General features: G+C 60.6%; 21 protein-coding genes and 2 pseudogenes. 17 read left to right on the top strand and 6 right to left on the bottom strand.

The annotated features are described in order from the left end of the window. The first annotated feature begins 6 nt into the window (after positions 1-6). Together AB4Y97_RS00115 and AB4Y97_RS00110 are read left to right on the top strand one after the other, a co-directional pair. Positions 7-1,269 (top strand): M20 family metallo-hydrolase, encoded by a 1,263-nt coding sequence (locus AB4Y97_RS00115; protein ID WP_441996958.1) that lies wholly within the window; start codon positions 7-9, stop codon positions 1,267-1,269. A 64-nt stretch (positions 1,270-1,333) separates the two neighbouring features. Beyond that, positions 1,334-1,833: pseudogene (locus AB4Y97_RS00110) on the top strand (DDE-type integrase/transposase/recombinase); the annotation flags it as partial. A 193-nt stretch (positions 1,834-2,026) separates the two neighbouring features. On the opposite strand, the pseudogene AB4Y97_RS00105 reads toward AB4Y97_RS00110, so the two are convergent. Further along, positions 2,027-3,195, bottom strand: a pseudogene (locus tag AB4Y97_RS00105) (IS701 family transposase); the annotation flags it as partial. A 29-nt stretch (positions 3,196-3,224) separates the two neighbouring features. On the opposite strand from AB4Y97_RS00105, the gene AB4Y97_RS00100 reads away from it, so the two are divergent. From AB4Y97_RS00100 to AB4Y97_RS00075, 6 genes are all read left to right on the top strand, one after another. Then, positions 3,225-3,500, top strand: a complete 276-nt coding sequence (locus AB4Y97_RS00100; protein WP_441996957.1) for an AAA family ATPase — start codon at positions 3,225-3,227, stop codon at positions 3,498-3,500. Continuing rightward, the gene (locus tag AB4Y97_RS00095; RefSeq protein WP_441996956.1) at positions 3,439-4,065 is read left to right on the top strand and encodes an ATP-dependent nuclease; all 627 of its coding nucleotides are present in this window, start codon (positions 3,439-3,441) and stop codon (positions 4,063-4,065) included. Before AB4Y97_RS00100 ends, AB4Y97_RS00095 begins: the two co-directional genes overlap by 62 nt. Position 4,066: 1 nt before the next feature. After that, positions 4,067-4,717, top strand: a complete 651-nt coding sequence (locus AB4Y97_RS00090; protein WP_441996955.1) for a UvrD-helicase domain-containing protein — start codon at positions 4,067-4,069, stop codon at positions 4,715-4,717. Next, complete coding sequence (locus tag AB4Y97_RS00085) at positions 4,612-5,238, top strand: UvrD-helicase domain-containing protein (RefSeq protein ID WP_441997390.1); 627 nt, start codon at positions 4,612-4,614, stop codon at positions 5,236-5,238. The genes AB4Y97_RS00090 and AB4Y97_RS00085 overlap by 106 nt, the downstream gene beginning before the upstream one ends. Before the next feature lie 364 nt (positions 5,239-5,602). After that, on the top strand, positions 5,603-5,965 hold the full coding sequence (locus AB4Y97_RS00080; RefSeq protein WP_441996954.1) for a 3'-5' exonuclease: 363 nt from the start codon (positions 5,603-5,605) through the stop codon (positions 5,963-5,965). A gap of 208 nt (positions 5,966-6,173) precedes the next feature. Beyond that, positions 6,174-6,917 (top strand): hypothetical protein, encoded by a 744-nt coding sequence (locus tag AB4Y97_RS00075; RefSeq protein ID WP_441997389.1) that lies wholly within the window; start codon positions 6,174-6,176, stop codon positions 6,915-6,917. 485 nt (positions 6,918-7,402) lie between these two features. Here AB4Y97_RS00075 and rtcR read toward each other — a convergent pair whose 3' ends face one another. Beyond that, entirely contained in the window at positions 7,403-9,001 is a 1,599-nt protein-coding gene (rtcR, locus tag AB4Y97_RS00070) for an RNA repair transcriptional activator RtcR (RefSeq protein ID WP_441996953.1), read from the bottom strand. A gap of 211 nt (positions 9,002-9,212) precedes the next feature. Between rtcR and AB4Y97_RS00065 the strand changes: the two genes are divergently transcribed. The 5 genes from AB4Y97_RS00065 to AB4Y97_RS00045 all read left to right on the top strand — a co-directional run bounded on the left by AB4Y97_RS00065 (position 9,213) and on the right by AB4Y97_RS00045 (position 15,899). Then, positions 9,213-10,772 (top strand): vWA domain-containing protein, encoded by a 1,560-nt coding sequence (locus tag AB4Y97_RS00065; protein WP_441996952.1) that lies wholly within the window; start codon positions 9,213-9,215, stop codon positions 10,770-10,772. Between the two features lie 929 nt (positions 10,773-11,701). Beyond that, on the top strand, positions 11,702-13,099 hold the full coding sequence (locus tag AB4Y97_RS00060; RefSeq protein ID WP_441996951.1) for an RtcB family protein: 1,398 nt from the start codon (positions 11,702-11,704) through the stop codon (positions 13,097-13,099). Positions 13,100-14,052: 953 nt separating this feature from the next. After that, positions 14,053-14,394, top strand: coding sequence for a hypothetical protein (locus tag AB4Y97_RS00055; protein ID WP_441996950.1), 342 nt, complete (start codon positions 14,053-14,055; stop codon positions 14,392-14,394). Positions 14,395-14,486: 92 nt separating this feature from the next. Further along, positions 14,487-15,128: a DUF938 domain-containing protein gene (locus tag AB4Y97_RS00050; RefSeq protein ID WP_441996949.1), complete on the top strand. Its 642-nt coding sequence runs from the start codon at positions 14,487-14,489 to the stop codon at positions 15,126-15,128. Positions 15,129-15,269: 141 nt separating this feature from the next. After that, positions 15,270-15,899: a LysE family translocator gene (locus tag AB4Y97_RS00045; protein WP_441996948.1), complete on the top strand. Its 630-nt coding sequence runs from the start codon at positions 15,270-15,272 to the stop codon at positions 15,897-15,899. 168 nt (positions 15,900-16,067) lie between these two features. On the opposite strand, the gene AB4Y97_RS00040 is transcribed toward AB4Y97_RS00045, so the two are convergent. Then, positions 16,068-16,721, bottom strand: a complete 654-nt coding sequence (locus AB4Y97_RS00040; protein WP_441996947.1) for a glutathione S-transferase family protein — start codon at positions 16,719-16,721, stop codon at positions 16,068-16,070. A 100-nt stretch (positions 16,722-16,821) separates the two neighbouring features. Between AB4Y97_RS00040 and AB4Y97_RS00035 the strand changes: the two genes are divergently transcribed. After that, complete coding sequence (locus tag AB4Y97_RS00035) at positions 16,822-17,322, top strand: winged helix-turn-helix transcriptional regulator (protein ID WP_441996946.1); 501 nt, start codon at positions 16,822-16,824, stop codon at positions 17,320-17,322. Between the two features lie 215 nt (positions 17,323-17,537). Here the strand turns inward: AB4Y97_RS00035 and AB4Y97_RS00030 are convergent, their stop codons facing one another. Continuing rightward, a complete protein-coding gene (locus tag AB4Y97_RS00030; RefSeq protein ID WP_441996945.1) occupies positions 17,538-18,149 on the bottom strand; it encodes a GyrI-like domain-containing protein in 612 nt (203 codons plus the stop codon). A 463-nt stretch (positions 18,150-18,612) separates the two neighbouring features. Between AB4Y97_RS00030 and AB4Y97_RS00025 the strand changes: the two genes are divergently transcribed. Next, the gene (locus tag AB4Y97_RS00025; protein WP_441996944.1) at positions 18,613-19,086 is read left to right on the top strand and encodes a VOC family protein; all 474 of its coding nucleotides are present in this window, start codon (positions 18,613-18,615) and stop codon (positions 19,084-19,086) included. Between the two features lie 347 nt (positions 19,087-19,433). Further along, positions 19,434-20,885: an acid phosphatase gene (acpA, locus tag AB4Y97_RS00020; RefSeq protein ID WP_441996943.1), complete on the top strand. Its 1,452-nt coding sequence runs from the start codon at positions 19,434-19,436 to the stop codon at positions 20,883-20,885. A 532-nt stretch (positions 20,886-21,417) separates the two neighbouring features. On the opposite strand, the gene AB4Y97_RS00015 is transcribed toward acpA, so the two are convergent. Then, positions 21,418-21,975, bottom strand: a complete 558-nt coding sequence (locus AB4Y97_RS00015; protein WP_441997388.1) for a TetR/AcrR family transcriptional regulator — start codon at positions 21,973-21,975, stop codon at positions 21,418-21,420. Positions 21,976-22,023: 48 nt separating this feature from the next. Here AB4Y97_RS00015 and AB4Y97_RS00010 point away from each other — a divergent pair, with 48 nt between their 5' ends. Further along, positions 22,024-22,548 carry a dihydrofolate reductase family protein gene (locus AB4Y97_RS00010; RefSeq protein WP_441996942.1) on the top strand — a complete coding sequence of 175 codons (525 nt, stop codon included), beginning with the start codon at positions 22,024-22,026 and terminating at the stop codon, positions 22,546-22,548. A 260-nt stretch (positions 22,549-22,808) separates the two neighbouring features. Here AB4Y97_RS00010 and AB4Y97_RS00005 read toward each other — a convergent pair whose 3' ends face one another. Next, positions 22,809-23,363: a dihydrofolate reductase family protein gene (locus AB4Y97_RS00005; protein WP_441996941.1), complete on the bottom strand. Its 555-nt coding sequence runs from the start codon at positions 23,361-23,363 to the stop codon at positions 22,809-22,811. Positions 23,364-23,604 lie beyond the last annotated feature (241 nt).

Below are 23,604 nucleotides of genomic sequence, written 5' to 3'. Positions count from 1 at the left end.
CAAGCGATGCCCCGGATGAGCAGGAGACCTTCAGACTTCATCGATGGTTCCAGGCTCTGGGACCGCCATATGGCTCTCGCGCGTTTCGGGGCGCGTGATGACGGCGGCGTCGATCGCCCGGCCCTGTCCGGTGTCGAGGCTGACGCGCGCGCGCAGATCGTCGCGTGGGGACGGGAACTGGGGCTTCGCCCGTTTACCGACGCGGTGGCCAATCTTTTCTTGAGATATGAAGGACGCGATCCGAGTTTGGCGCCGATCTTGGTCGGATCCCACATCGACTCGCAACCAACCGGGGGAAAGTTTGATGGGGTGTTTGGTGTCCTCGCGGCGTTGGAGGCTGTCCAGGCAATCATCGCACGGGGAGAAAGACCACTTCGCTCGATCGAAGTTGTGGCCTGGACGAACGAAGAGGGCTCCCGTTTCGCCCCCGGCATGACCGGTTCCGAGGTATTCACCGGCAAACGTTCGGCACAGGAACTTTTCCAGATCAGGGATGCAAAAGGCATCACTGTTCAACAGGCGGCTGAGGCCGTTCTTTCACGGGATATCGACATTCCACAACGCGCCCTCGGATTTCCCATAGCGGCATTCCTGGAAGCGCATATCGAGCAAGGGCCTGTTCTGGAGAAAGCCGGTATTCCGATCGGCGTGGTTTCCGGGATTCAGGGGACCCGGCGCTATCGCGTGCGAGTCGCGGGCGAAGCCGCGCATGCGGGCACCGCTCTGCGGGCAGAGCGGAAGGACGCACTCATGGCGGCTGTCCGAATGATATCCGCGATCGACCGCGCCGCTTTGGAACCGGCAGATACGATGCTGACGGTTGGTCTCCTCACTGTGTCGCCCAATGCTCCCTCGGTGGTGCCTGCCGAGGCGTTCTTCTCTATCGACCTGAGGCATCCGCAAGACGAGATCGTCGACCGGGTGGATAGTGAGATCCGCAGGATCACCGAAGTCGAAAAGGGTTCATGCGAGGTCGAACTCATACAGATCGCTCATGCGCGCTCGCTCACGTTCGCGAGCGAGGTTCGCGCCGCGATCACGAGAGCCGCCCAAGGCATCGGAATTCCAAGCATGGATATCTACTCAGCAGCAGGGCATGATGCTCGTCAACTACACTATTGGTGCCCGACTGGAATGATCTTCATTCCATGTCATGAAGGAATCTCGCACAGTCCAAAGGAGTGGGTTGAACCTGAACACATCACAGCTGGCGCCCGAGTGCTCGTCGATACGGCCTGGGATTTGGCAACATCGAAGCCACCCAGGTAGCTGTGGCGGATCTGTTGCATCTTTGAACCTCGCTCTGCCTGAGCTGCGACATGAGGGGCTGACGATGAAGTACAATAACAAGAGCCCATTCAAGGGCCGGCCGTTCACGGCGGAGGTCACCGCTGTGAGCGGTATGCTGGTCTCTGCAGCTCCCGATCAGCTATCGCGACCTCGAACGCATGCTGGCGGACCGCAAGGCCCAAGTGGACCATACGACGCTGTTTCGTTGGATTCAGGCTTATGTGCCAGAGCTCGACAAGCGCGATGCCACGGCGGCACGACGTTCCTTCCAGAAGGCCCTGAGGCAGTTGCATACGGTCAATCCGAGAATGATCACGGTCGACCGAATGCCGCCTACCCAATCGCGATGAAGGCCATGAAGAGGGATGGAGTGCTCTGGTGTTTTTCCAAACTCCGACAGATGAGATTTTTGAACAACATCGTCGAGCAGGATCACCGGCGCATCTTGTCCGGCCTGGGCTGGGCTTCAAAAGCGTCGTGACGCCTCACGGACAAATTGCCCGTTATGAGGTCAGCGCGATGATCCGCAAGGGGCAAGGTGTGATCTAGCACTACAGTTGCACCTTTCGTTTGCGATGTGAGGCTTGCGCCATGGCCTGATGCGCCCGGCGCCACGCGGACCAGGCGATCACGAGGGCAGGCTCGATCCGGCGCTGCTGGAGACGTGTGGCCACGCGGCGGATTTCCTGGACAGACCGGCGTACCAGCGCTGGAGCCTGGCCTCGTCGGTTCTTTTTTGGGGTGACGTGAGAGTGTTGGCGCGCTGGCGCACCACCGCCATCATGGCAAAGGCCAGCATCATCAGCGACACGTGCCGATGCCAGCCATGCCACGAGCGCGTCTCGTTGTGCGTGAGTCCCAACTCCGTCTTGGCGGTCTCGAACGCATCCTCGATTGCCCAGCGCTGCCCCTCGACCCGCACCAAGGTGTCGATCGGCGTGCCGGCCGGACACCAGGTCGAGAAGAACGCCAGGTCCTCATCACTGAGGCTGCGTCGGATCAGCAGGCCGCGCGTCCACAGGCCGGTGAGAGCCTCGCTGTATTCCTCCACCGCGAGATCGGCGAGTTCGCGATAAGCCCAGTCTTACAGGCGTGCTCCCTTAGTCCCGTCTCCCGCCGACAGGCGCGTCCACGCCTCGGGCGCAAGAGCCTGTGCGATCTCCTCGGCCGTGCCGGCCACTTCCGGTTTGTCGATCCAGGAAGAGAATTGGTCAGTCGCATGAGCGCCCCGCACATAGCCCTTGCCGGCCTGGCGCAACTGCATCTCGAGCCGGCCCACGCCATAGACCGTGTCGGTGGCCACCCAGTCGAACGGCACACCGGCCGCAATCGCCCGCTCGATCATCTGCGCGGCGATCTCGGGTTTGGTCACGAAGCGGATGCTGTCGGGCACCTGAGCAGCGGTGCGGCGCTCGGGCGTGTTGGTCTCCAGTCCTTGGGCAGATAGAGCTGGCGGTCGATGAAGGCGCAGCCCTTATTCGACACGTAAGCGGCAAACACGCCGATCTGACAGTTCGCGATCTTGCCCGCCGATCCGGTGTACTGGCGGCCCACGCCACACGAGTGCTGGCCCTGCTTGAGAAAGCCGGTCTCGTCGATCACCAGCACGGCACCAGGTGCGGCAAGCGTCTCCAGCACATAGTCGCGCACCATGTCCCGCAGAGCATCGGCGTCCCAGTGGCTGCGCCCGAGCACCGCCTGCTGACGCCACGGCCCCGGATCACCCGCGGCTTCGGCCCGCATCCAGCCGGTCTTGCGCCGCTCCGGCCCGAGCACCCCATCGAGGAAGGCGGCGGCTGAGGCGGCCACGCTGGGATGAGCAAACAGGGATTGGAGATCGGCTTTGACCTGACGCAACTCCACACACCAGAGTTCGAGCATCTGCTCGATGGCCACACCCGTCATGGCAGCCTCCTGGGTCAGATCAGGAGATTATGGGACCCTATGCGGCAGGTGCAACTGTAATGCTAGGTACGGCCAACCTCATTTTCCTGGCGCTCAAAAGCCTGGAACTCGACCGACTGATTGAGGAGGGGGAGCGAGGCTACACCTTCCTCGCTGTCGAGGAGCCAGAGGCCCACCTCCATCCCCAGGTCCAACGCCTCGTTTACAGGCATTTCCTGGAGACAGTCGAGGAAGCCGACGAGGATGATGACGCGGGGGATAGTGACGAAGCTAGGGAGATGGCGGCCGCCACATTACCATCTTAACGATCCATTCGCCCCACATTGCGAGCATCGCGCCGCTGCGCTCAGTCGTGCTGCTGACGGTTCCACCACCGGTGTTTCGAATGCGAATATCGAGCTCAGCATTCGGGAGGAGAAAGACTTACAGCGCTACATCGACGTGACGCGGGGCGAGCTGTTTTTTGCGCGCGGCGTGATCCTGGTGGAGGGAGGTGCGGAACGTTTCCTCATACCGGCGTTCGCCGAGGCGCTCAACATCCATCTCGATAGGCTCGGCATCTCAGAGTGTTCAGTCGGAGGAACGAACTTCGCACCTTATGTGAAGCTGCTCGGATCGGACGGTCTGAATATCCCACTTGTTGTGCTGACCGATCGCGACTTGCTCGATAACGGTACGGTCCTGGGGCGCGGCCGCGTGGCCAAGCTACTGGAGATTATCCGACCTGGGCCCGGCTACGGCGCGATGGATGAAGCCGAGGTGTTCCGCCGCGGCGAGCGCCGAGGTATCTTTGTTAACGCGAATACCCTTGAGCCAGAACTCTTCGCGACAGCCATACGCCGCAAGATGGTGTGCGTCCTGAAGGCGTAGCTTGCGCTCCGGCCACAGACTCGGCAACGCGATCCGACCGCTGCCCCGCCTTACATTCGTAGCGCACTGGAGCGCATCCACGACGCCGTGGCGTAGCACGAGCGCAGCCTATCTTCGTCACGCTGCTGACCTTGCCGAAAACCCGGGGCAGCAGGCAGCCTATGGCTCCGAAGGCCATTGCGTTGTCCTGGCCGGCCCAGGGTCGGGCAAGACGAAAACGCTCGTCCTGAAACTGGCACGCATGCTGGCCGAGGACGTGCGCGCCCCGCAGGGTGTCGCCTGTATCACCTACAGTCAGGAATGTGGCCGCGAGCTGACGCGGCGGCTTAGAGAACTTGGCTTGCGCGAGGCACCGAATCTCTTCGTTGGCACGGTGCATGGCTTCTGTTTGCGCCATATTCTGACGCCTTATGCGCGGTTGGCCAGGCTCGATCTGCCATTTCCACTAACACTTGCGACTACCGGACAGGCGGACAGCATCTTCCGACAGGTCGTGGAGGATTTGCTTGGGCTCAACCAGCCCTACAAGCCCCACGATATGGGCAAATATCGGCGCGTGAATCTCGACCGCGCTGCCCCGACTGGAACGACGATCGGCAGCTGGCACGCATTTGCGAGAGATATGAACAAGCGCTGCGCCGGCGGGGCCTGATTGATTTCGATGACTTGGTCGTTTGCGGTAACCAGCTGGTTGGCGAGCACGATTGGGTGCTGCCGGTGATCGCTGCGCGTTGGCCGATCCTAGCGATTGATGAGTATCAGGATCTTGGTCTTCCGCTTCATCGCATCGTAATGCGACTGGCGTTCGAGGGTGGAGTCAGGCTACTTGCCGTTGGGGACGCCGATCAATCAGTATACGGCTTCGCCGGCGCCTATGGTGATTTGCTGTTCCGTTTGTCTGAGCGCGATGATGTTGAGACTGTCCGGCTTGAACTCGATTATCGCTCAGGCGGACGGATCATCGAAGCGTCGGAATACGCGCTTGGAGAGGTGCGAGGGTACCGGCCGACCGACCCCGATCGTCAGGCCGTTATCCAGTTCGTCGAGCGTCCGGGCGGGTTGGAGGATCAGGCGGCCTTTGTGGCTGAGACACTGATCCCCGAGGCGTTGGCCGGAAGGGGGGCGGAAACTCGGCGACCTCGCCATCTTATATCGAACCGCCAATGTCGGTGATGTCTTTGCCGACGTACTATCCTCTCGTGGTTATGATTTTATCCGAGTCGACACGGCGGCGCCCTACAAGAAAGTAGGGCTGACGAGCTGGATCGAAGACTGCGCGGCATGGTGCGCCGGCGGCTGGCGGGGTAGTCGTCCGAAGTTGAGTGGCCTAATTTCGCGCTGGATAGGGTTCCGCAGTGGCCGCCCAAGCGAGCGGGACACAAGGGAGGCGGCGCGGACGCTCACGGCGCTCCTGATGGCGAACCGAGCTGATGAAGGTGCCGCATCGGCCTTCGTTGCAGCCATACGCGAAGCTCTCGTCGCCCCCCTAACGGTCGAGGAGCCAAGTCTCGCAGATCAGCGTGACCAGGTTCGTCGCATGAGCGAAGCGCTGGCGCCCGGCGGCAAGCTGGAGGGGTCAGAGCTGAAGAGCCTTGACGGCCGTGACGGATCGCTGACCCACGTGAATATGCTGACCCTGCACTCGGCAAAAGGTTGCGAGTATGACGTAATGACGATGGTCGGAATGGATCTCGGAGCCATGCCTTGGAGGAACGAGAGTGAGGCGGCGCTCTGCGAGAGTCGTCGCCTCTTCTATGTCGGGCTGACACGGGCGCGGCATGCTGTCCACCTTCTGTATTCGGGCTGGGTTCAGGGGAGCCGAGGACCGCAGCGGCTCGGCCGGTCTCCCTTCGTAGAAGAATCTGGAGAGACGCCTTGCAGTGGCCGAGGAGGTACGTGAGGCGCAGGTTTAGTGATCCGCCTGTCCCCGCATTCAGCCCTCGCAGCAATGCTGCCCCTGTTCATGAATGCGAGACCATAGGACCAAACTGGCCGCCATAAGGTTAAGGGCCGGTCAACATATATCCGGCATTCTGTCAATGGGTTCCGGAACTGCAAACGGCCGCTCCGCACCTGACGATGAAATTAGTGAGGGCAGTGGATCTGAGATGTCCGGGTGGCGAGACGAAAGAAATCAAAAGGCACGAGCCCGACTTGAAAAGCGCCTCTCCGAGCACTTTCCTTCATGTGTTCTGTCCCACGCGCTCAGGCAACCATTGAACCCGCCAACGCAGCGTCGCGCTATGGAGTCGTATTGGCGTCACCGCCCGCTTCTCGCGGATCGATTGGCGCGGGCCCTCGCAGCCCGGAGCGGGCAGCCTGCAGGATGGCAATGGCGGCTTGGATCCAACAAGGATGAAGGGCTACCGATGTCCTTCCGCACACCGCCATCACCCTATCGCGAAACCGCCTTCTCGCGTGGAGCCGGGCATTGCTGCATCTGCGGGCAGCCTGTCTATCGCCTGGGATGGCACTGTGATCTCTGGGGTGACAGCAAGTCCAACAAGAATGCCACCTGGCATGCCGCGTGTGTGGTCGCCTGGCAACTCTGGACCGCACCGACCGATCACTTGAAGATGCTGAAACTGCGCCAGAACAGGAAATGCGCAACAGATGGACGGCGTTTATTAAGAACCGCCGAAGTGGACCATCGCATTCCGCTCTTTGCTGTTTGGTCCCAACATCGTGCGACTCCTTGGCCGGAGCTGCTGGCTTTCTGGGGAGCTGGCAATCTTCAGGTCATCAACCGGACCGCGCATGTGGAGAAATGTGCCGAGGAGGCGGCGCAGCGATCAAAGCGACGGATCGTCATGCTCTCCTCAGTGAGCGCGATAGAGGAAGCTTCATCCTAGAGATGGCCTCTCTTCGATTGCTTCTACCGCCTACCGAACCTTGGCCAAAATTCCGCTCTCAGGTTGACCGCGAGCATTGGTCAATCGATTGCGCCCGAACCTGCGTGCCACGCCACAACCGGACTGGTGATTTTAAGGCGGAGAATAGAGGCACAGTTGGAGCCGGAATGCCTCTGATTGGTCTCCCGAGAGTGCCCTTCAGAGAATGGTTCGAAGGCAACCTATTTACCTAGCGCGAGGCAATGGCTCCCTAGAACTGATTTGCAGTTAATGAGCTATATATTGCATATCTGCAGGGGAGGGGGTTCATGAGTGTAGCCTTGCAATCCGTTACTGAAAGAATGCCGGCTGATCGGCAGAAGCTCGCCCCAGAGGGCTTCATTAGTGTTGTGAGCCGGTGGGCGTCGATGCGACTACCGCCCGGCGTCTCCTCGGCGTCCTGCGTTGTATGGCGCGTCACCAAGATGCCAGACGACGTCGATGAACTATGTGCGATTTAGACTCTCGAAACTCAAATCGAACCGTAGCAGATATTTGCGCAGGCGGTCTGCGTCGTTGCCGCTGCTCTTGGTCAGTCGCGAGACGGCAAAAAGCTCGCGGCCGGCCGCGCTCATCGACGAGCTCTTGCGACAGACTGCAATCACCGCCGCCAATTGGGCGCGGTCGAACAGGTCTATGGCTTTGGCACGCTCGGCGCCAAGCACCCTTTCCAATAGTGCATCCGGGGCCGTGGTGTCCCTGGCCGACGACCATAGTCGTGTCAGGCGCCCGATCTCGTCCCGAACGGTCTCCTCGTTGATCCGTCCTTGTGGCGCCAGCGTTGCCATGCGCGTAACCGACGCGGACAAGTCGCGGAAGTTTGCGCGCCAGAGAGCTTCCGGTGCCATGGCGAATTTAAGATAGAACTCGCGCGCTTCCTTGTTGAAAGTTACGTTCTGTCCCTCGCGTTCGGAGAAGCGGCGCAGCTCAAAGGTCAGGTTCGGCTCGATGTCCTCTTTCCGGTCTTTTAAGGCGGGCAGCTCGAATGTCCATAAATTGAGCCTAGCGAACAAATCCTCTCGAAACCGCCCTTCGCTCACAGCAATGGACAGATCCCGGTTGGTGCCGGCAAGAAGCTGAAAGTCCGAGGTCATGTCTTCGTCGGCGCCCACCGGAAGGAAGCGCTTCTCCTCGATGGTCCTCAGGCACATCGCCTGCTCATCCGGCCCCAATTCACCAATCTCATCGAGAAACAATATGCCCTTGTCGGCAGATTTCATCAGCCCGCCACGGGCCGATTGCGCTCCTGTAAAGGCACCCTTGACGTGGCCGAACAGGGTTGGCATCGCCTGATCGCCACGCAGGGTAGCGCAATTCACCTCGATAAAGGCGCCAGATACCTGATGTTGCGCCTTCTTTAGCTCGTAGATGCGTCTTGCCAGCTGCGATTTACCCGCGCCAGTCGGCCCGGTCAGGAGCACCGGCGCGCGCGAACGGATCGCCACCTTCTCGATCTGGTCAATCATGGTGTTGAAAGCGCGGTTGCGAGTGGCGATGCCGGATTTCAGAAAGGATGTTGCCTCCTCATGCTCGGCGGTGAAGCGCGTTGCGATGGCGTCGTAGCGCGACAGATCGAGGTCGATGATCGAATGGGTACCGGAATAGTCGTCGCCTTCGCGATTTTTCGGCGGTGAAAGCTGCAAAAGCCGAGCGGGGATGAAATGCGCCTCGGTGAGCAGGAACCAGCAGATCTGCGCGACATGGGTGCCGGTGGTGATGTTGACCAGATAATCTTCGCGCTCAGGGTCGAAGGCATAGGAACGGGCGAAGTCGCGCAAGCTCGTATAGATCTCGCTGAAATCCCATGGATCATCCATTTCGATGATATGCGATCTCACCTCAGTCGCCGGCGAGACCTGCGCGATGTCGTCAATGACCTGCTTTGCAAGACTGTCCGAACCCGATCCGTGGATGAGTTCGAGCCTATCGATGAACAGGCCCGGCTGCTGGCACAGCGCGATCGTGGGGCGCCAACGCTGCCAGCGATTATGGCGGCCTGCGTCCAGTGTGGTCCCGAGGAAGCCGATAGCGACGCGTCTGCGCATCCCTGATTATCCATTTTTATAAATGCTATATCATTAGATATCAGCCTTAGAGGAAGACTTCAATGGTGGCCTCTGGGCGCAGATATTAGGGTAAATTTTTTTATCATGTAAAAACAATGACTTATCATTTTATTTGATCGATTTTTGGCTCTCCTGCTCAGCTTGGCACGCAACTTGCTCAGAAGGCGGCGTGAACAGAAGGAAGAGAACCATGGCAAATGAATCCGTGTTTGCGACGATCAAGGGAAAGCTGCTCCCGCACGCTGGCGCCGTGAACCATGAGGACGCCCAGGCTTATAGCCTCACGCCCCAACAGGCTCTGGCGCAGTTGGCGTCGACGGGAACGTTCAACGCGACCTTTTATGCTGATGCGCGGGAGCAGCTGGATGAGGTTCTGAAACTGGCCTGGCAGGTCGAGCCGGAGTTTCTCGCCAAGATTGCCGTGCATGCCTATGAATCCGGCTACATGAAGGACATGCCGGCGCTGCTGCTGGCTGTGCTTTCGATGATGGAGGGTAATGGTTTCGGCCGCGCTTTTCGCCGCATCGTGAAGAACGGCAAGATGCTGCGCAACTTCGTCCAGGTCATGCGCTCCGGCGCGACTGGTCGCAAGTCGCTGGGAACACGCCCGAAGCGGCTCGTCCTCGAGTGGCTCGAGCAGGCATCGGATGCGGAGATCATGCGGGCGGCAGTCGGCAACGACCCGTCGTTGGCCGATGTGGTGAAGATGGTGCATCCCAAGCCGAAATCGGCCTCGCGGGCAGCGCTTTACGGCTATCTGATCGGCAAGCCGCATAACGTGCTGGCGTTGCCCGAAGTGGTGAAAGCCTTCGAGGCGTTCAAGCGCGATCCGTCGTTGCCGGTGCCGGAGGTGCCGTTCCAGATGCTGACCTCGCTGCCGCTCACCAAGGCGCATTGGGTTCAGATCGCGGAAAATGCCAGCTGGCAGATGCTGCGGCAGAACCTCAACACCTTCGCGCGCAACGACGTGTTCGAGGTCGAGGGCTTTGCCGAAAGGCTGGCGGCGCGACTGCGTGATCCCAACGAAGTGCGGCGCTCGCGCGTGTTCCCCTACCAGTTGATGGTGGCTTTCAACACCGTCGATGCGGGGGTTCCCGAGGTAGTCAGGGGTGCTTTGCAGGATGCGATGGAAATCGCGCTTGCCAACGTGCCGAGTATCGAAGGCCGCGTTGTCGTGTGCCCGGATGTGTCGGGTTCGATGAGCTCGCCGGCAACCGGTTACCGCAAGGGCTCTACTTCGGTGGTGCGATGCATCGACGTGGCTGCGTTGGTGGCTGCTGCGCTTCTGCGGCGCAACCCCACCGCTCGGGTGCTGCCGTTCGAGAACGATGTGGTCGATGTCCGTCTCAATGCGCGGGATACGGTCATGACCAATGCGCAGAAGCTTGCCGCGATCGGTGGCGGCGGAACGAATTGCTCCGCGCCACTGGCTCGCCTAGTAAGCGAACGCGCTAAGGTCGATCTCGTGGTGTTCATATCGGACAACCAGTCTTGGGTGGATTCAACCGGCCATCCGCATCAGGGCACGGCGACGATGCAGCAATGGCAGAAGCTCAAGGCGATAAACCCTGGGGCGAAGCTCGTCTGCATCGACATCCAGCCTTACACGACGGTGCAGGCCAAGCCCAACGCCGACGTGCTGAATGTCGGCGGGTTTTCCGATCGCGTCTTCGACGTGATCGGAACCATGCTGTCCTCCAAGAGCGACCCGGATCATTGGGTGCGCACGATTGAAGCATTGAGGCTTTGACGAGGGTCCCGGCGGTGAAGCCGCCGGGACCATGAGGGAAGGAATTCGGATAAGGCATGACGAATGCCGATGGAACTACAGGCTGTTAACCTCCAGGTCGCGGGTTCGAATCCCGTCGGGTCCACCATCTGCGGGCCCGTAGCTCAGCGGTAGAGCAGGTGTCTGCCGTAAGGCAGGCGATGTTTCATCACTCTCGTCGTCATGGCCATTGTCTGGATCGGATCAGGAAAGAAAGGAAAAAGCGCGGCGAATGCCGGACGGAACTACAGCACCATCGATGGAATGCTCGCGAGGTTCGACTCCTCGCCTTGCAGGCGCTCTCTGGCACGAGCGGGGTATTCCGGGTTTCGTCCATTCTTGTCGCCGCGGCATCACAAATGGCGAATGCAGGCAGGACTACAGGTAGCGCGCCCGCCATCTGGCGGGAGGTCGGGTGTTCAAATCACCCCTCTGCTCCGAGGAGCGGAGTGGCGCAGACAAAACTGTCTTGTCGCTTCTGGTCGCCAAACCGGTGGGCGGATGCATGTGGGACTACAGATGAGAGCGCCTGCCTCGCAAGGGGTAGGAGGTCGGGTGTTCGATGCACCCCTTCCGGCGAAAGCAGGAAGTAGCTCAGCAAAAGTCTCACAGAAACTCGCCGCCCGCTATGGGGAAAGGGATGAATGCTTGTCGGACTACATTGGTCAATGGCGGTTCGAATCCGCCCGGTCTCCCGCGGGTGGCCGACAGTCTGGCATAAGTCTTGTCATTCCTTTCTGCCGGGTCACGGATGCAGGTGGGATTACAGGTAGACGCAGCCCGCATGTGCGGGTGGCCGAAAGGCGTGAAGGTTCGTGTCCTTCCTTCGCGGATCGCGAAGTGGCGGAATGAAAATCTCGCTGTTCCTTGCCGTCACTCGGTTGATGAACAGCAACATTGGAAACAGGAAGATGAGTGAAGTTTTGGTTTTGAGTGGACAGGACTTGATCGACGCCGGAATGGTGCAGGGAAAGTGGTTCGGTAAGGCGCTGGCTGCGGCAAACGCCGTGCTGGAAGGCGGCGGCTCCTTTGAGGGGGCGCTGACGACCGCGCGCGGCTTCGAGCCGCCTCCGGCGCGCGCGCTGCATGCGCCGGATTCAATGCCGCTCCATCTCAACATCGAGGCGGAGAACGCCCACGAGGCAGTCAATGTCGAAGCCGTGACGCGCTCGATGCGCGAATTGATGCGCACGCCGGTCGTCCGCGCGGGCACCGTCATGCCCGACGCCTGCCCGGCCGGTCCTCACGGCACGATTCCCGTTGGCGGTGTCGCTGTTTCCGAGGCGATCCATCCGGGCATGCACTCCGCCGACATCTGCTGCTCCGTGGCAATCTCCATCTTTCCGGGGGTGGCTCCGGCCACGCTGCTCGATGCCGTGCAGGCGGTGACTCATTTCGGTCCGGGCGGGCGGCAGCGCGGCCAGCAAATCCGGCCGCCGCAGCACGTCGCCGAACGCATCGACGCCAATCCGTTTCTGCGCGACGTAATGAGTGCGGCGATCGAGCATTTCGGCACTCAGGGAGACGGTAATCACTTCGCCTATGTCGGTACGATCAAATCGAGCGGCGAGACGGCGCTCGTGACGCATCACGGCTCGCGCGGGCCTGGGGCTCGTCTCTATGCGAAGGGCATGAAGATCGCCGAAAGCTACCGCAGGCAGCTCTCCCCCGAGACGCTGCCGCAGAATGCCTGGATTCCCGCGGACACGCAGGAGGGCGAGGATTATTGGGAGGCGCTTCAGACGATCCGCGCGTGGACAAAGGCCAACCACATGCTGATCCATGATCTGGCGGCGGAGCGCCTGTCCGCGAAGGTCGCGGATCGCTTCTGGAACGAGCACAACTTCGTCTTCCGGCGTTCGGACGGCCTGTTCTATCATGGCAAAGGCGCAACGCCGGCCTTCGACAACTGGGCCGACGACGCGACGGATCTGACGCTGATCCCGCTTAACATGGCGGAGCCGATCCTGATCGCGCGCGGCAAGAACGCGCCGAACGGGCTCGGTTTCTCACCGCATGGCGCGGGGCGCAACTTCTCGCGCAGTCAACACCGGCGTATGCAGGCTGGCCGCAGCGATGCCGACATCTTCGCTGAGGAGACGAAGGGCATCGACGCTCGCTTCTTCTCAGGCGTCACTGACATTTCGGAGTTGCCAAGTGCCTATAAGAACGCCGCTGCGGTGCGTCGCCAGATCGAGCGTTACGATCTGGCTGAGATCGTCGACGAGGTGTTGCCTTATGGCTGTATCATGGCCGGCGATTGGGAATCGAATGCACTCTGGCGCAAGAAGAAGCAGGAGCGCTCATAGCCTGTGATTGCTGGAGCGATGAGGAGACGTGAGACGCGCCTTCGTGCCTCGGGCATGTGAGGCGCTTCTCATGATTGACTGCGGCCTGCTGCACATCGCGACCTGCTTCGCAGGATAGACCCGCAGTCGCCTTTCACGGCACAACCGGACTGGGCGGTTTTCTAGCGGAAAATAGGGGCAAAGTTGGAGCCCTGAAGCCCCTTTTTGATATCCAGAGAACGTCTATCAGAGAGCGACTGTCCCGAAATTGGCACAAGGATACCGGCACTTAGAAGAAGGCATGCCGAAAAGAAAGAGACAGTAATTTCAGTGGTTTAGATAATGGCGATGGAGGTAGTCACCTGCGAACCTGTCTCCGAACTGCATTCCCTGTTCTACGTGAAAATACTGGGAAATTTATCTGATTTGGCTTACTAGGATCGCGTGAATGAGTGGATCTCCCGTAAACCTCAGCGGCTTAGGCAAACTCCTCCCCTGCGTGCTAACAGGGAATATTTCTGCTCTAACAGGGAATGAGTTCGAATGAAGCAGGCATCTGACTTTTAATCAGAGGGTCTTGGGTTCGAGTTCCAGCGCGCTCACCATCAATTTCAAAGGGTTACCGGCATTTGCCCTTTGAGCTGTTTTCTCCCAGGTAGCCAATAGGTAGCCACACGTTCGGTCGGCGAGACTCAGGCGGGGTGCAAGGCAAGCCAACCAGGAGAGCGGGGATACCGAACTGAGTCATTCAAAGTCTGCCGTTGATCTGACTCCCAACATATCCGCAGTGCTGTCACAGAATGGCATGTGATGAGGCTGGGAAGGTCCGGTCTCCCGCGGTGAGCGGACTTTTAGCGCATCGTGCGGAAAAGTGGACCCGGTTTTCCGCATCGGACGATGCGCCGCTTATAGGGTTGAGCATCGGATCAATCCCAAAAGTGGAAGCCACTTTGGGGTCCGATGCTCTAGCGGGCATGCCTAAACTTCCCAAGTTGACCCATTGCGGTCATTCGAACCGATCCTCCTCGCCCTCGATCATGGTGGTCTCGACGCTGAGAAGCCTTGAGCAGCGGCGTGACACCGAACACGGTCGGGGTCTCGGGCAGGCCATGACCGGCCTCGTCGGCGATCCAGAGGCTGCGGCCGATCCCTTGACCGCGGCTCCCGCTGACCGGAGTTTCACCGGCCATGTCTCATCCGCGGATGCTGCCTGGGTGACAGGAGCGTGGCGACGGCGCCTCACCCTGGCCGGAGCGGTGGAAGCCGCGAGACGGGCTGTCGCGGACACGCTGGAGAGGATCAGGTCATCCGGCTGACTGCGCCTGCCACAGTGACTTTATTCGATCCGTCGGCGACGTGCCGTTCAAGGCTCAGACACGTGGCCCTGAACTGGGGTATATATCTCCCCATGATGAAGACGTTTTCTTCCGAAGATGCACTGGCTTCGCCTTCCGTGGCGCGCAACCGGGATCCGATCTTGGCCGTGCTGCACAGGGTTCTTCCGCCAGCCGGGACGGTTCTGGAAATCGCCAGCGGCACGGGCGAGCACGCGGTGTACTTCGCGGCTGCGCTGCCGCATCTGACGTGGCAGCCATCGGATCAGGACGAGCCGGCTCTGAGAAGCATCGCAGCCCATCGGGAGATCTCCGGGCTGTCCAATCTTCTCGCGCCGCTCTCCCTTGATGCTGCTGCTCCTGATTGGCCCGTCGAGCAGGCCGACGCCGTTGTGGCCATCAACATGGTCCACATCAGCCCTTGGCGGGCGACGCAGGGGTTGATGGCCGGCGCAGGAAGGGTGCTCCAGCATGAGGGCGTGCTCTACCTTTACGGAGCCTACAGGGAGAACGGCACCCACACGGCTCCGAGCAACGAAGCTTTTGATGCGGATCTCAGACGCCGAAATCCCGATTGGGGTATTCGGGACCTTGAAGCAGTAGCAGAACTCGCCGGAAGTCACGGGCTGATGCTTGTCGAGCGCATTCCGATGCCCGCCAACAATCTCAGCCTCATCTTCCGTCGCCAGGAACCTGTGAAGTTCGCCGATCCGTAAAGGCAGCTCTTGGCACGCGGCTGACCATACTCCAATGTCGGGTGTCGAAGGATTGAGCGGACGCTCGTGAGGGAAGGGAGATCACTTGCCTCGGCCACCTCGGTGTGGCTTACTCGCTCAGGCAAGTCAGGACGAACAACGATGCCCGATCCGACCTTGTGGGGAGTATTCATCGTCGCGTCAGTGGTGCTGCTGCTAACGCCCGGCCCAGCGGTGATCTACATCGTGGCCCGCTCGATCGAGCAGGGGCGGGCGGCGGGGCTGGTCTCGGTGCTTGGCATCCATCTCGGCACCATCGTCCACATCACCGCAGCGGCGGTTGGGCTCTCGGCTCTGCTCGTGTCGTCGGCGCTCGCCTTCGCCGTCGTCAAGTATCTCGGCGCCGCCTATCTCATTTGGATCGGCATCCGCACCCTCATGGCGAAGGATCCCGATCCAGAACGGCCCAAAGTGCCGGCCGAGCCGCTGCGCCGGGTCTTCCGCGACGGCTTCGTGGTCAATCTCTTCAATCCGAAGACGGCAATCTTCTTCCTCGCATTCCTGCCGCAATTCGTCGACTCCGCGCGGGGCGCGGTCCATTGGCAGATCCTCCTTCTCGGTCTGACCTTCATGGGGCTCGGCATCCTGAGCGATGGAATGTTTGCGCTGGTGGCCGGGGCTACCGGCGAGTTCCTGCGCCGCAGCCGGCGTTTCCTGCGCTGTCAGCGTTGGTTCGCCGGCACGTCGTTCATTGGCCTCGGCGTCACCGCTGCAATGGCGACACGCAGATAACCCGCCTCAGGGACAACAGACATTACGTTGCCTCACGCCGACGAGAGTTGAGACGCTTCACGGTGGCGATATTGCTGATGGTGGCGCTGTTCCCCGGATCGCATCCTTCGCCTTGGCATCCGTGGTCAGACTTGGCATCCGTGGTCAGATAGGAATGCAAAAACTCGTTCAGTCCCGATCAGGGGCGCCAAGCGGAAAGAGATGGCGATAGGGCCGTGCCTCGTCCACAGCCTGTGCGAATGACGGCCGCGCAAGCAAACGCCTGCGATAGGCCCGCACACCGGCAAACGCCTCACTGACCGGGTGCACCCAGTCGGCATAGAAGAGAGAAGGGGCCGCCGCACAATCCGCAAGGCTGAAAGCCTCACCCGCCGCCCATTCTCGGTCATCCATGACCTTATTGAGCCAACCATAGGATCTATCGAGCATCTCCCGGGCTTCGGCCACGCCCTGCGGATCTCGCGCCTCCGCGGATCGCAGGCTATCGGACACAATCCTCTGCACCGGTGTCATGACGTAGTTGTCAAAGAAACGGTCCATCATTCGCACATCGAGAGCGCTTCCGGCGTCCTCAGGAACGAGGCGCTCCGGTCCTGGGTGGCGGAGATCCAAATGCTCGATGATGATGCTCGTCTCGACGACTGTGCGGCCGTCGTCCACCAGGACCGGAAATCGCTTGATCGGCCAGAGCGCTGCCAATTCTGAGTTGGCCTGCTCGCTATCGAGCATCCGGTACTCGAACGGGGTGCCATTCTCGTAAAGCGCGATCAGTACCTTCTGGCAGTAGGATGAGAGGGGGTGGGCGTAGAGCGTCAACGTCATCGTCACCTCGCGCAGGGAGTATCTGCTTTCAGATTGCAACTGGTTGATCGGTAACTCGACCGATCCTATTTTGCAAGCGGTCTCTGATGAGGATCTCGCTATGGACGATGCGCACCGCTCCGGGTGCCCGATCAATCTGACTCTGGAAGTTCTGGGCGACCGATGGAGCCTGATCGTCATCCGGGACATCATGTTCGGTAATCGGCGCCATTTCCGAGAGTTGCTGAACCGCTCAGAGGAGGGGATCGCATCCAATATTCTAGCCGCTCGGCTCAAGCGGCTGATGGAAGCCGGACTGCTCACGAAAGGTGACGATCCCAGCCATCAGCAGAAGGCGATTTACAGCCTGACCGAGTCTGCCATTCAGCTCGTCCCCCTGCTCGTGCAGATGGGGGCCTGGGGAAGGCGCCACAGACCGGTTTCGGCGGAGCTGTCGATCCGCGCGCAGTTGCTGGAGGAGGGCGGTCCGTCGCTGTGGAATGCGTTCATGGCGGAGCTCCGAGCGCTGCATCTCGGCGCGCCTGCTCCGAAGCGCTCAGTGCTGCATGAGCTTCAGGCCGCATACGAGAAGGTCGCTGCGCAAAGGAAGGCTGCTCGCTAAAGTGCGTCATCCGAAGCAGCCATTCCATACGGCCTTCCGCGAAATTACACATATGAACCGGGAAAGTCTTTAATGGCACGCCTGAGACCCAAGCACGAGGGCGACAATCCTCTCGTAACCAGACATTCCAAAAAGTCCGCGAACTTCACTGCCTGACCTAGGCCGCTCTTCGATCGTGGCGTCACGAATGGCTGCAACTGGTGGAGAGCGGACGTTCAGTTCTGCCGCACAGGTTGGCGGATCACGGTCTTGAGCTTCTCGGGCGGCGCCTTGCGAGGGTCGCTGAGATAGACCTCATGATGCCGGCCGGCGAAGTCGTAGCCGCCCGAAGGCATGATCTCCCCGTGCAACACAGCGAGCAGCGGTCCTTCGGCGTCGTAGCTGCCCACGTGCAATGCCTGAAGGCACAGGCCTTCCTCCAAGCTCTCGAGCCTCAGACTTTCAGGAGGCGTGCCGAGCTTCTCGCGCACCCTGAGCTTGGCAGCCAGGAACGTTTCGTCATCCACATAGTCCGGCACCATGATCATCATGGTCCAGTCCCACTCGTCCTTACGCCGGGCGGTGAAACTTTCAGGGTCGGGAGCTGACCAAAGTCCCTCCAACGGCATCACGATGAAGTCTTCCCCGTTTGCCTTGCAGGAGAACTTGATCGTGTAGGCCGTCGCGTAGAGGCTCTCGACAGCCAGCTTATAAGCCGGGGCTGTGTTCGGGTCACCATGACCATCCACCATGAGGTAGGAAACCGGCGGCACATTGATCGGTACGAACCGGTTGAGGGGAGCGGTGAAGAGTTCCTTCCTAGTCTTCTTCAAATCCAGCTTTTCCATCTGCTCCTCCCAACATTTTAATTGCGTTGTGCGGCCAGGCCCAGCTCAGTCTCCGCCAGGGAAACGTTATAGGAAAGCGGGGCGTCGACGACGGATAAGCTCAAGCCCGACGTCTTATAGGGTAAGCCTGACAGGCACTGCCAGCGGAAATGGCGCGGCTGCTAATCGTCGGCTATGGGTCGACTCCAGCCATTCGGCCGCAGATCAGTAAATGGCGGCTTCTGGCCCGAGGCTGACCTAAACCGAATGTCCTCATTTGCGGCGGTGGGCGGACCGTCGCACGGGCACACTTAGAAACCGTTCCTGATCTACAGCGGATAGCGATGCTTTAAGTAAGCGGCCCATGGAGGTCGCCCGGGTGTGAGACCCATCCGCAATGGCGAAAAGCGGCTTGCTAACGATTTCAGAAGAGTTTGAGCCGAGGATGGCCAGAGTGTTGGCTTCGAGGCGAAAGGAACTCGCTATGGCAAAGAACACGATCTGCCTCTGGTACGATAAGGACGCCGAGGCTGCCGCGCGCTTTTACTCCGAGACGTTTCCCGACAGTGCGGTGCTTGCCGTGCACCGTGCGCCCAGTGACTACCCAGCCGGCAGGGAGGGCGACGTCTTGACCGTCGAGTTCACGGTTGCGGGCGTTACCTGTCTCGGCCTCAACGGGGGAGCCGCGTTCAAGCATAACGAGGCCTTCTCGTTCCAGATCGCCACCGACGATCAGGCCGAGACCGACCGCTACTGGGATGCCATCGTCGGCAACGGTGGCCAGGAGAGCGCGTGCGGCTGGTGCAAGGACAAGTGGGGTGTGTCCTGGCAGATCACGCCACGCGCACTGACGGAAGCGTTGGCGGCAGGCGGCGATGAAGCCAAACGCGCGTTTGAGGCGATGATGGACATGAGGAAGATCGATGTTGCCGCGATCGAGGCGGCGCGGCGCGGTTAATGCCCAATTTCAGATGACGGCATATCCGCTGCCAGACGTTGCCCGATCTTGGCACATCTGAGACGTAAGCCGAGTATCCGCTCACCCGGGGCGCCAGATATTCCGAAAAGTCGGCGAACGTCACTGCCTGACCCGGTGCCGACATTCGGAACTCTACAAAAGGCTTCCGAAGCTTCGGCCCGAGGCACCCAGGGCGCATGGAGCCACCAGGGTAAAATGCAACCGTCTTCTGATTGCATCTCTCTGATGGCCGTATCGCCCTAATGAGGGGGAGGGATAGCCCAAACACGAAGCCGACTTAGCTTATTCTCTTCTCTCCTCGGAGGAGGGATCAGGGAGGAGCGCTCATGAAACTTCGGTTATTTCTGCTTGGCACTGCCGCCTGCGCATGGAGCGCCATGGCCGCTCCGACGCTTGCTCAATCACCGCAGGGTCTCGATAGGCTTTCCCACATTCTGGTGCTCTATCTGGAGAACCGCAGCTTCGACAACATGTTCGGCGAGTTCCCGGGCGCCAACGGTATCGCCAATGCCGGAGAAGGGGCCATCCAGCGCGATCGCGACGGCAAGCCATTCGCCACGCTGCCGGCCGTCGACAAACCCTTCAATATCCCAAAGAATCCGCCCGAGTTGAGGGATATGGCGATTCTCGACAACCTGCCCAACAAGCCCTTCGCCAGCGAAGGCATCCGGCCCGGTGTGACTACGGCCACCCACACCCGGGATCTCATCCATGCCTTCTATACTCACCGGACCCAGATCCACGGCGGCAAGAACGACTGGTTCGCCCAGTTCTCGGACGCCAAGGGCTTGACGATGGGCTACTACGGCGCCGCCGCGCTCAAGGACAGCAATCTCTGGAAGCTTGCCGAGCGCTACACGCTGCTCGACAACTTCTTCCAGGGGGCATTAGGAGGCTCGTTCCTGAACCACATCTGGTTCGTCTGCGGCTGTGCTCCTGTCTGGCCCAACCCTCCCAAGGAGCTGCGTTCGGAGATCGATGAAGAGGGCACAGTGGTTCGGGAGCGCAAGGTGACCGCAGCAGGCGACGGGAACTATGCCGTCAACACCACGCAGTCGATCTTTCTCAACAACGGCCGACAGGGCGGGGATCTCCTGCCGCCTCAGTCCGCACCGACGATCGGGGACAAGCTTACAGAGAAAGGGATTGACTGGGCCTGGTATTCGGGAGGCTGGAGCCTTGCCATCAAGAGCCGGACCCCGGACGAGGACAAGCAACTCAACGATCTGTCCTTCCAGTGGCATCACCAACCGTTCGCCTACTTCACCCGGTTTGATCCCACCAACGAGACTGGTCGCCGCGAACGGGACAGGTACCTTAAGGACGCCACGCAGCTCGAAGCCGACATCAAGGCAGGTACCTTGCCGCCGGTCTCCTTCTACAAGCCGATTGGTGTGCTGAACCAGCACCCGGGCTATGCCAGCCTTGTCCCCGCGGACGAGGAGGTCGGACGCATCGTCAGGCTGATGGATGAGAGCCTGATGAAAGACTCCTATGCCATCATCATCACCTACGATGAGAACGGTGGCTTCTACGACCACGTCGCGCCGCCGCAACCGGCGACGGCCGGAGGGCGGGCCGATTTCGTCGGGCCTGGCTCGCGCGTGCCGACCATTGTCGTCTCGCCGTTCGCCCGCAAGGGGATGATCGATCATACCCAATACGACACCACCTCGATCCTGAAACTCATTGGAGAGCGCCATCGCCTCGCGCCCTTGCCGAGCGCGCGCTACGGTGCAGTGGAAAGTCTGGCGAAAGCGTTTGACTTTGGCGGCTGAGATCGTCTGACTGCATCGTGCGGCTCGCTCTTGCATCAAGGATGCACGGAAAGGGAGAGCTGGAGGCGGGCAAAAAGCGTCCGCTTCCAAGGAGATACTCGCAACCCATGCGCGATCGGATTGCAGACTGACACCAGAAGCTAAGCCTTGCTGCTGCTTCACACCAACTCTACTGCGGCGGTTCTCTCGAATTTTGGAACGCCCACTTCTGGCACGGGGCAGACCTTAGCCGAACTTCTGCAAGAGAAGAGTGAAGCGGAGCTTTACAAGGTTACGCTTAAAGACTGCACCTGACCCACTCCGGACCTTACCGGATCAGTTCTCCCATTCGAGTCTATGGTCCATAACGTCCTGCTATCGGAACTTCGGTGGCTGTCCCACCAAAGGCACCCACTTCGCCACTTCGGAGAATGGCAGCCTCAAGAATGTGGTTGGCTTTCTCGACCAAGTGCCGACCGCAGCCTGAGGAAAGGTGCTGCCAGATAAAAGGGAGGACACCGGCCGTATCAACCGATGTCGCTCTGGCGCTCGGTCATTTCAATCGTGCTACCCACTCTTCCAGGACTCGGCAGATCGCCCGGTCCGGCGGTTCCTCGCGCGTGAAGGCCCACCAGGTATAGGCACCCTGCCAGAGGCTCGCCATCTGCCACCCGAGGCGCTTGCCATGAGTCGGATCCTTGGAAAGGCGGCGGCCGAGAGCCTCAGCCAGGCGATGGCCCCAGGCCGCGCCGCGGCGGCGCAGGACGGGATCGCGAATGTCCTCCCGCAACAGCAGCAGGCCATTGCTCGCGTCACGTTCGGCGGTCTTCGGCGGCATCAGGCGCAGCAGCAGATTGATCGCGCCTTCGGGCGTCGGCGCCTCAACCGCGTCCGCGGCCTCGGTCTCCGCATCGAGCCGGTCCCAGGCGCGCAGGAGAATGGCTTGAACCATGGCCTCCCGGGCGCCGTAGCGCTGCACCAGTGTCGCGGGCGAGAGGCCACAGGCCTTCGCTGCGCGGGCGAAGGTGAGACCGTCGGGCCCGCTCTCCATCAGGGAATCGAGGAGGGCATCGAGCACCTGCTCGTCAGGGATCGTTTTGGGTCTTGCCATGGGAATATATAAACGCTTATTCATTTACTAATCAACAGGGGAGCGGCCATGGCCAGGATTCTGGGTTATATCGCCGCCAGCCTCGACGGGCTGATCGTCAGGGAGGACGACAATCTCGACTGGTTGTTCAAGTACAACGACATGGACTTGGGGGAGCACGACTACCGCATCTTCCTCAGTCGCATCCGTACCGTGGTGATGGGGCGGGGCACGTACGACTTCATCGCCAGGGATCCCTCGCCTTGGGCCTACGCGGACCAGCGCGTCATCGTCGTCAGCTCGCGGCCGATCGACGAACCGAAGGGTCCGCTGGAGGTCTGCGGCGACATCGACGCGCTGGTCCGCGAACTTCGCGGTCTGGACGATGGCGACGTCTGGATGATGGGCGGCGGGCAGTTGCAGATGGCGTTCCTCGAGCGCGGCGCACTGGACGAGATCGAGATCTACGTCATCCCGGAGATGCTGGGCGGCGGTCGGCCGCTCTTCCCGCTCACCGGCTTCCGTGAGAGCCCGACTCTCGTCAGCGCCAAGGCGATCGACAAGGGCTGCGTGCGGCTGCACTATCGGTTCTAGCATGGTGTGCTCGATCTGGCTGGCCACGGTCACACCCGGAACCCCGGTTCCGGTTCAACGCACCGCTTTGATTGAGATACACCGATGGCTCCAGAGCTTCGCCAGATTCCCACCGAGATCAGAACATCGCGCCGTGTACTCTATTGAAGTAGCGAGAAGATCCCGCATGGCGAGGCTCGCCTTTGCATTGAACCAGTCCCTGGACGGCTATGCCGACCGCACAGCGCGGCTCAGCGGAACAAGAACGACTGTTACGAGCGTCACACGCTCTTTCGCTCGTAGGAAAGGATCAGCCCGCCGTTCTTGAGAGGCTGGCTCTCGCGCAAGGTGAAGTGGGTGCGGCCGCTTGCAGGTTTGAACAGCGGCGTGCCTTCGCCCCACACCACCGGCGCAAGACAGAGGCGGTATTCGTCCACCAGTTCCTCGGCCATCAGCGTTGCCAGCAATTCGGCGCTGCCGAAGACGAACACGTCCCTGCCGGTCTCCTGTTTGAGCGCCTTGACCGTTTCGGCCGCTTCGCCTTTCAGAAGCCGGCTGTTGGCCCAGTCGGCCGCCTCCAGTGAGCGGGAGGCCACCGCCTTGTCGAGGCCGTTCATCATCCTGGCGATCGGACCCTCCTCCTTCGTCCAGTAGTCGCGCATGCCGTCATATGTGCGCCGTCCGAACAGGAGCGTTCCGATTTCCGCACCCTGACGGAGGGAAAACTCCTCCATCTCCTCGCCCCAGACCGTGCCGTGCATATCGAGCTGCCAGGGTCCGGGGCCTTCGAAATATCCATCCAGCGTCATGACGTTCCAGGCGATCAGTTTTCTCATATCCGATCCTTTCCGGCACTTTGTTCGATTATAGACTGGCAATCAGTTGCTATTCCGCCGATCCCAGGGCGGCACGAAGGAGCGGGACGAGTCTTCATTCGGCATTCGCGCTGTGTGTGAATGTTGGACCCACAGGCTCATTCGCTCGTCCACGCCTGACCTTCGCAACGTGCCGGGCCAGTTTCGCGAGCGTTTGCCCCCCATACTCTACGGCGCCGAAGCCGATCGCCCATTCCCGGCG

It is taken from the genome of Microvirga sp. 2TAF3, assembly GCF_052114965.1.
Taxonomy (GTDB): domain Bacteria; phylum Pseudomonadota; class Alphaproteobacteria; order Rhizobiales; family Beijerinckiaceae; genus Microvirga.
Note: the sequence above shows the minus strand (reverse complement) of the source record. Positions and strands in the feature narration are given on the sequence as shown.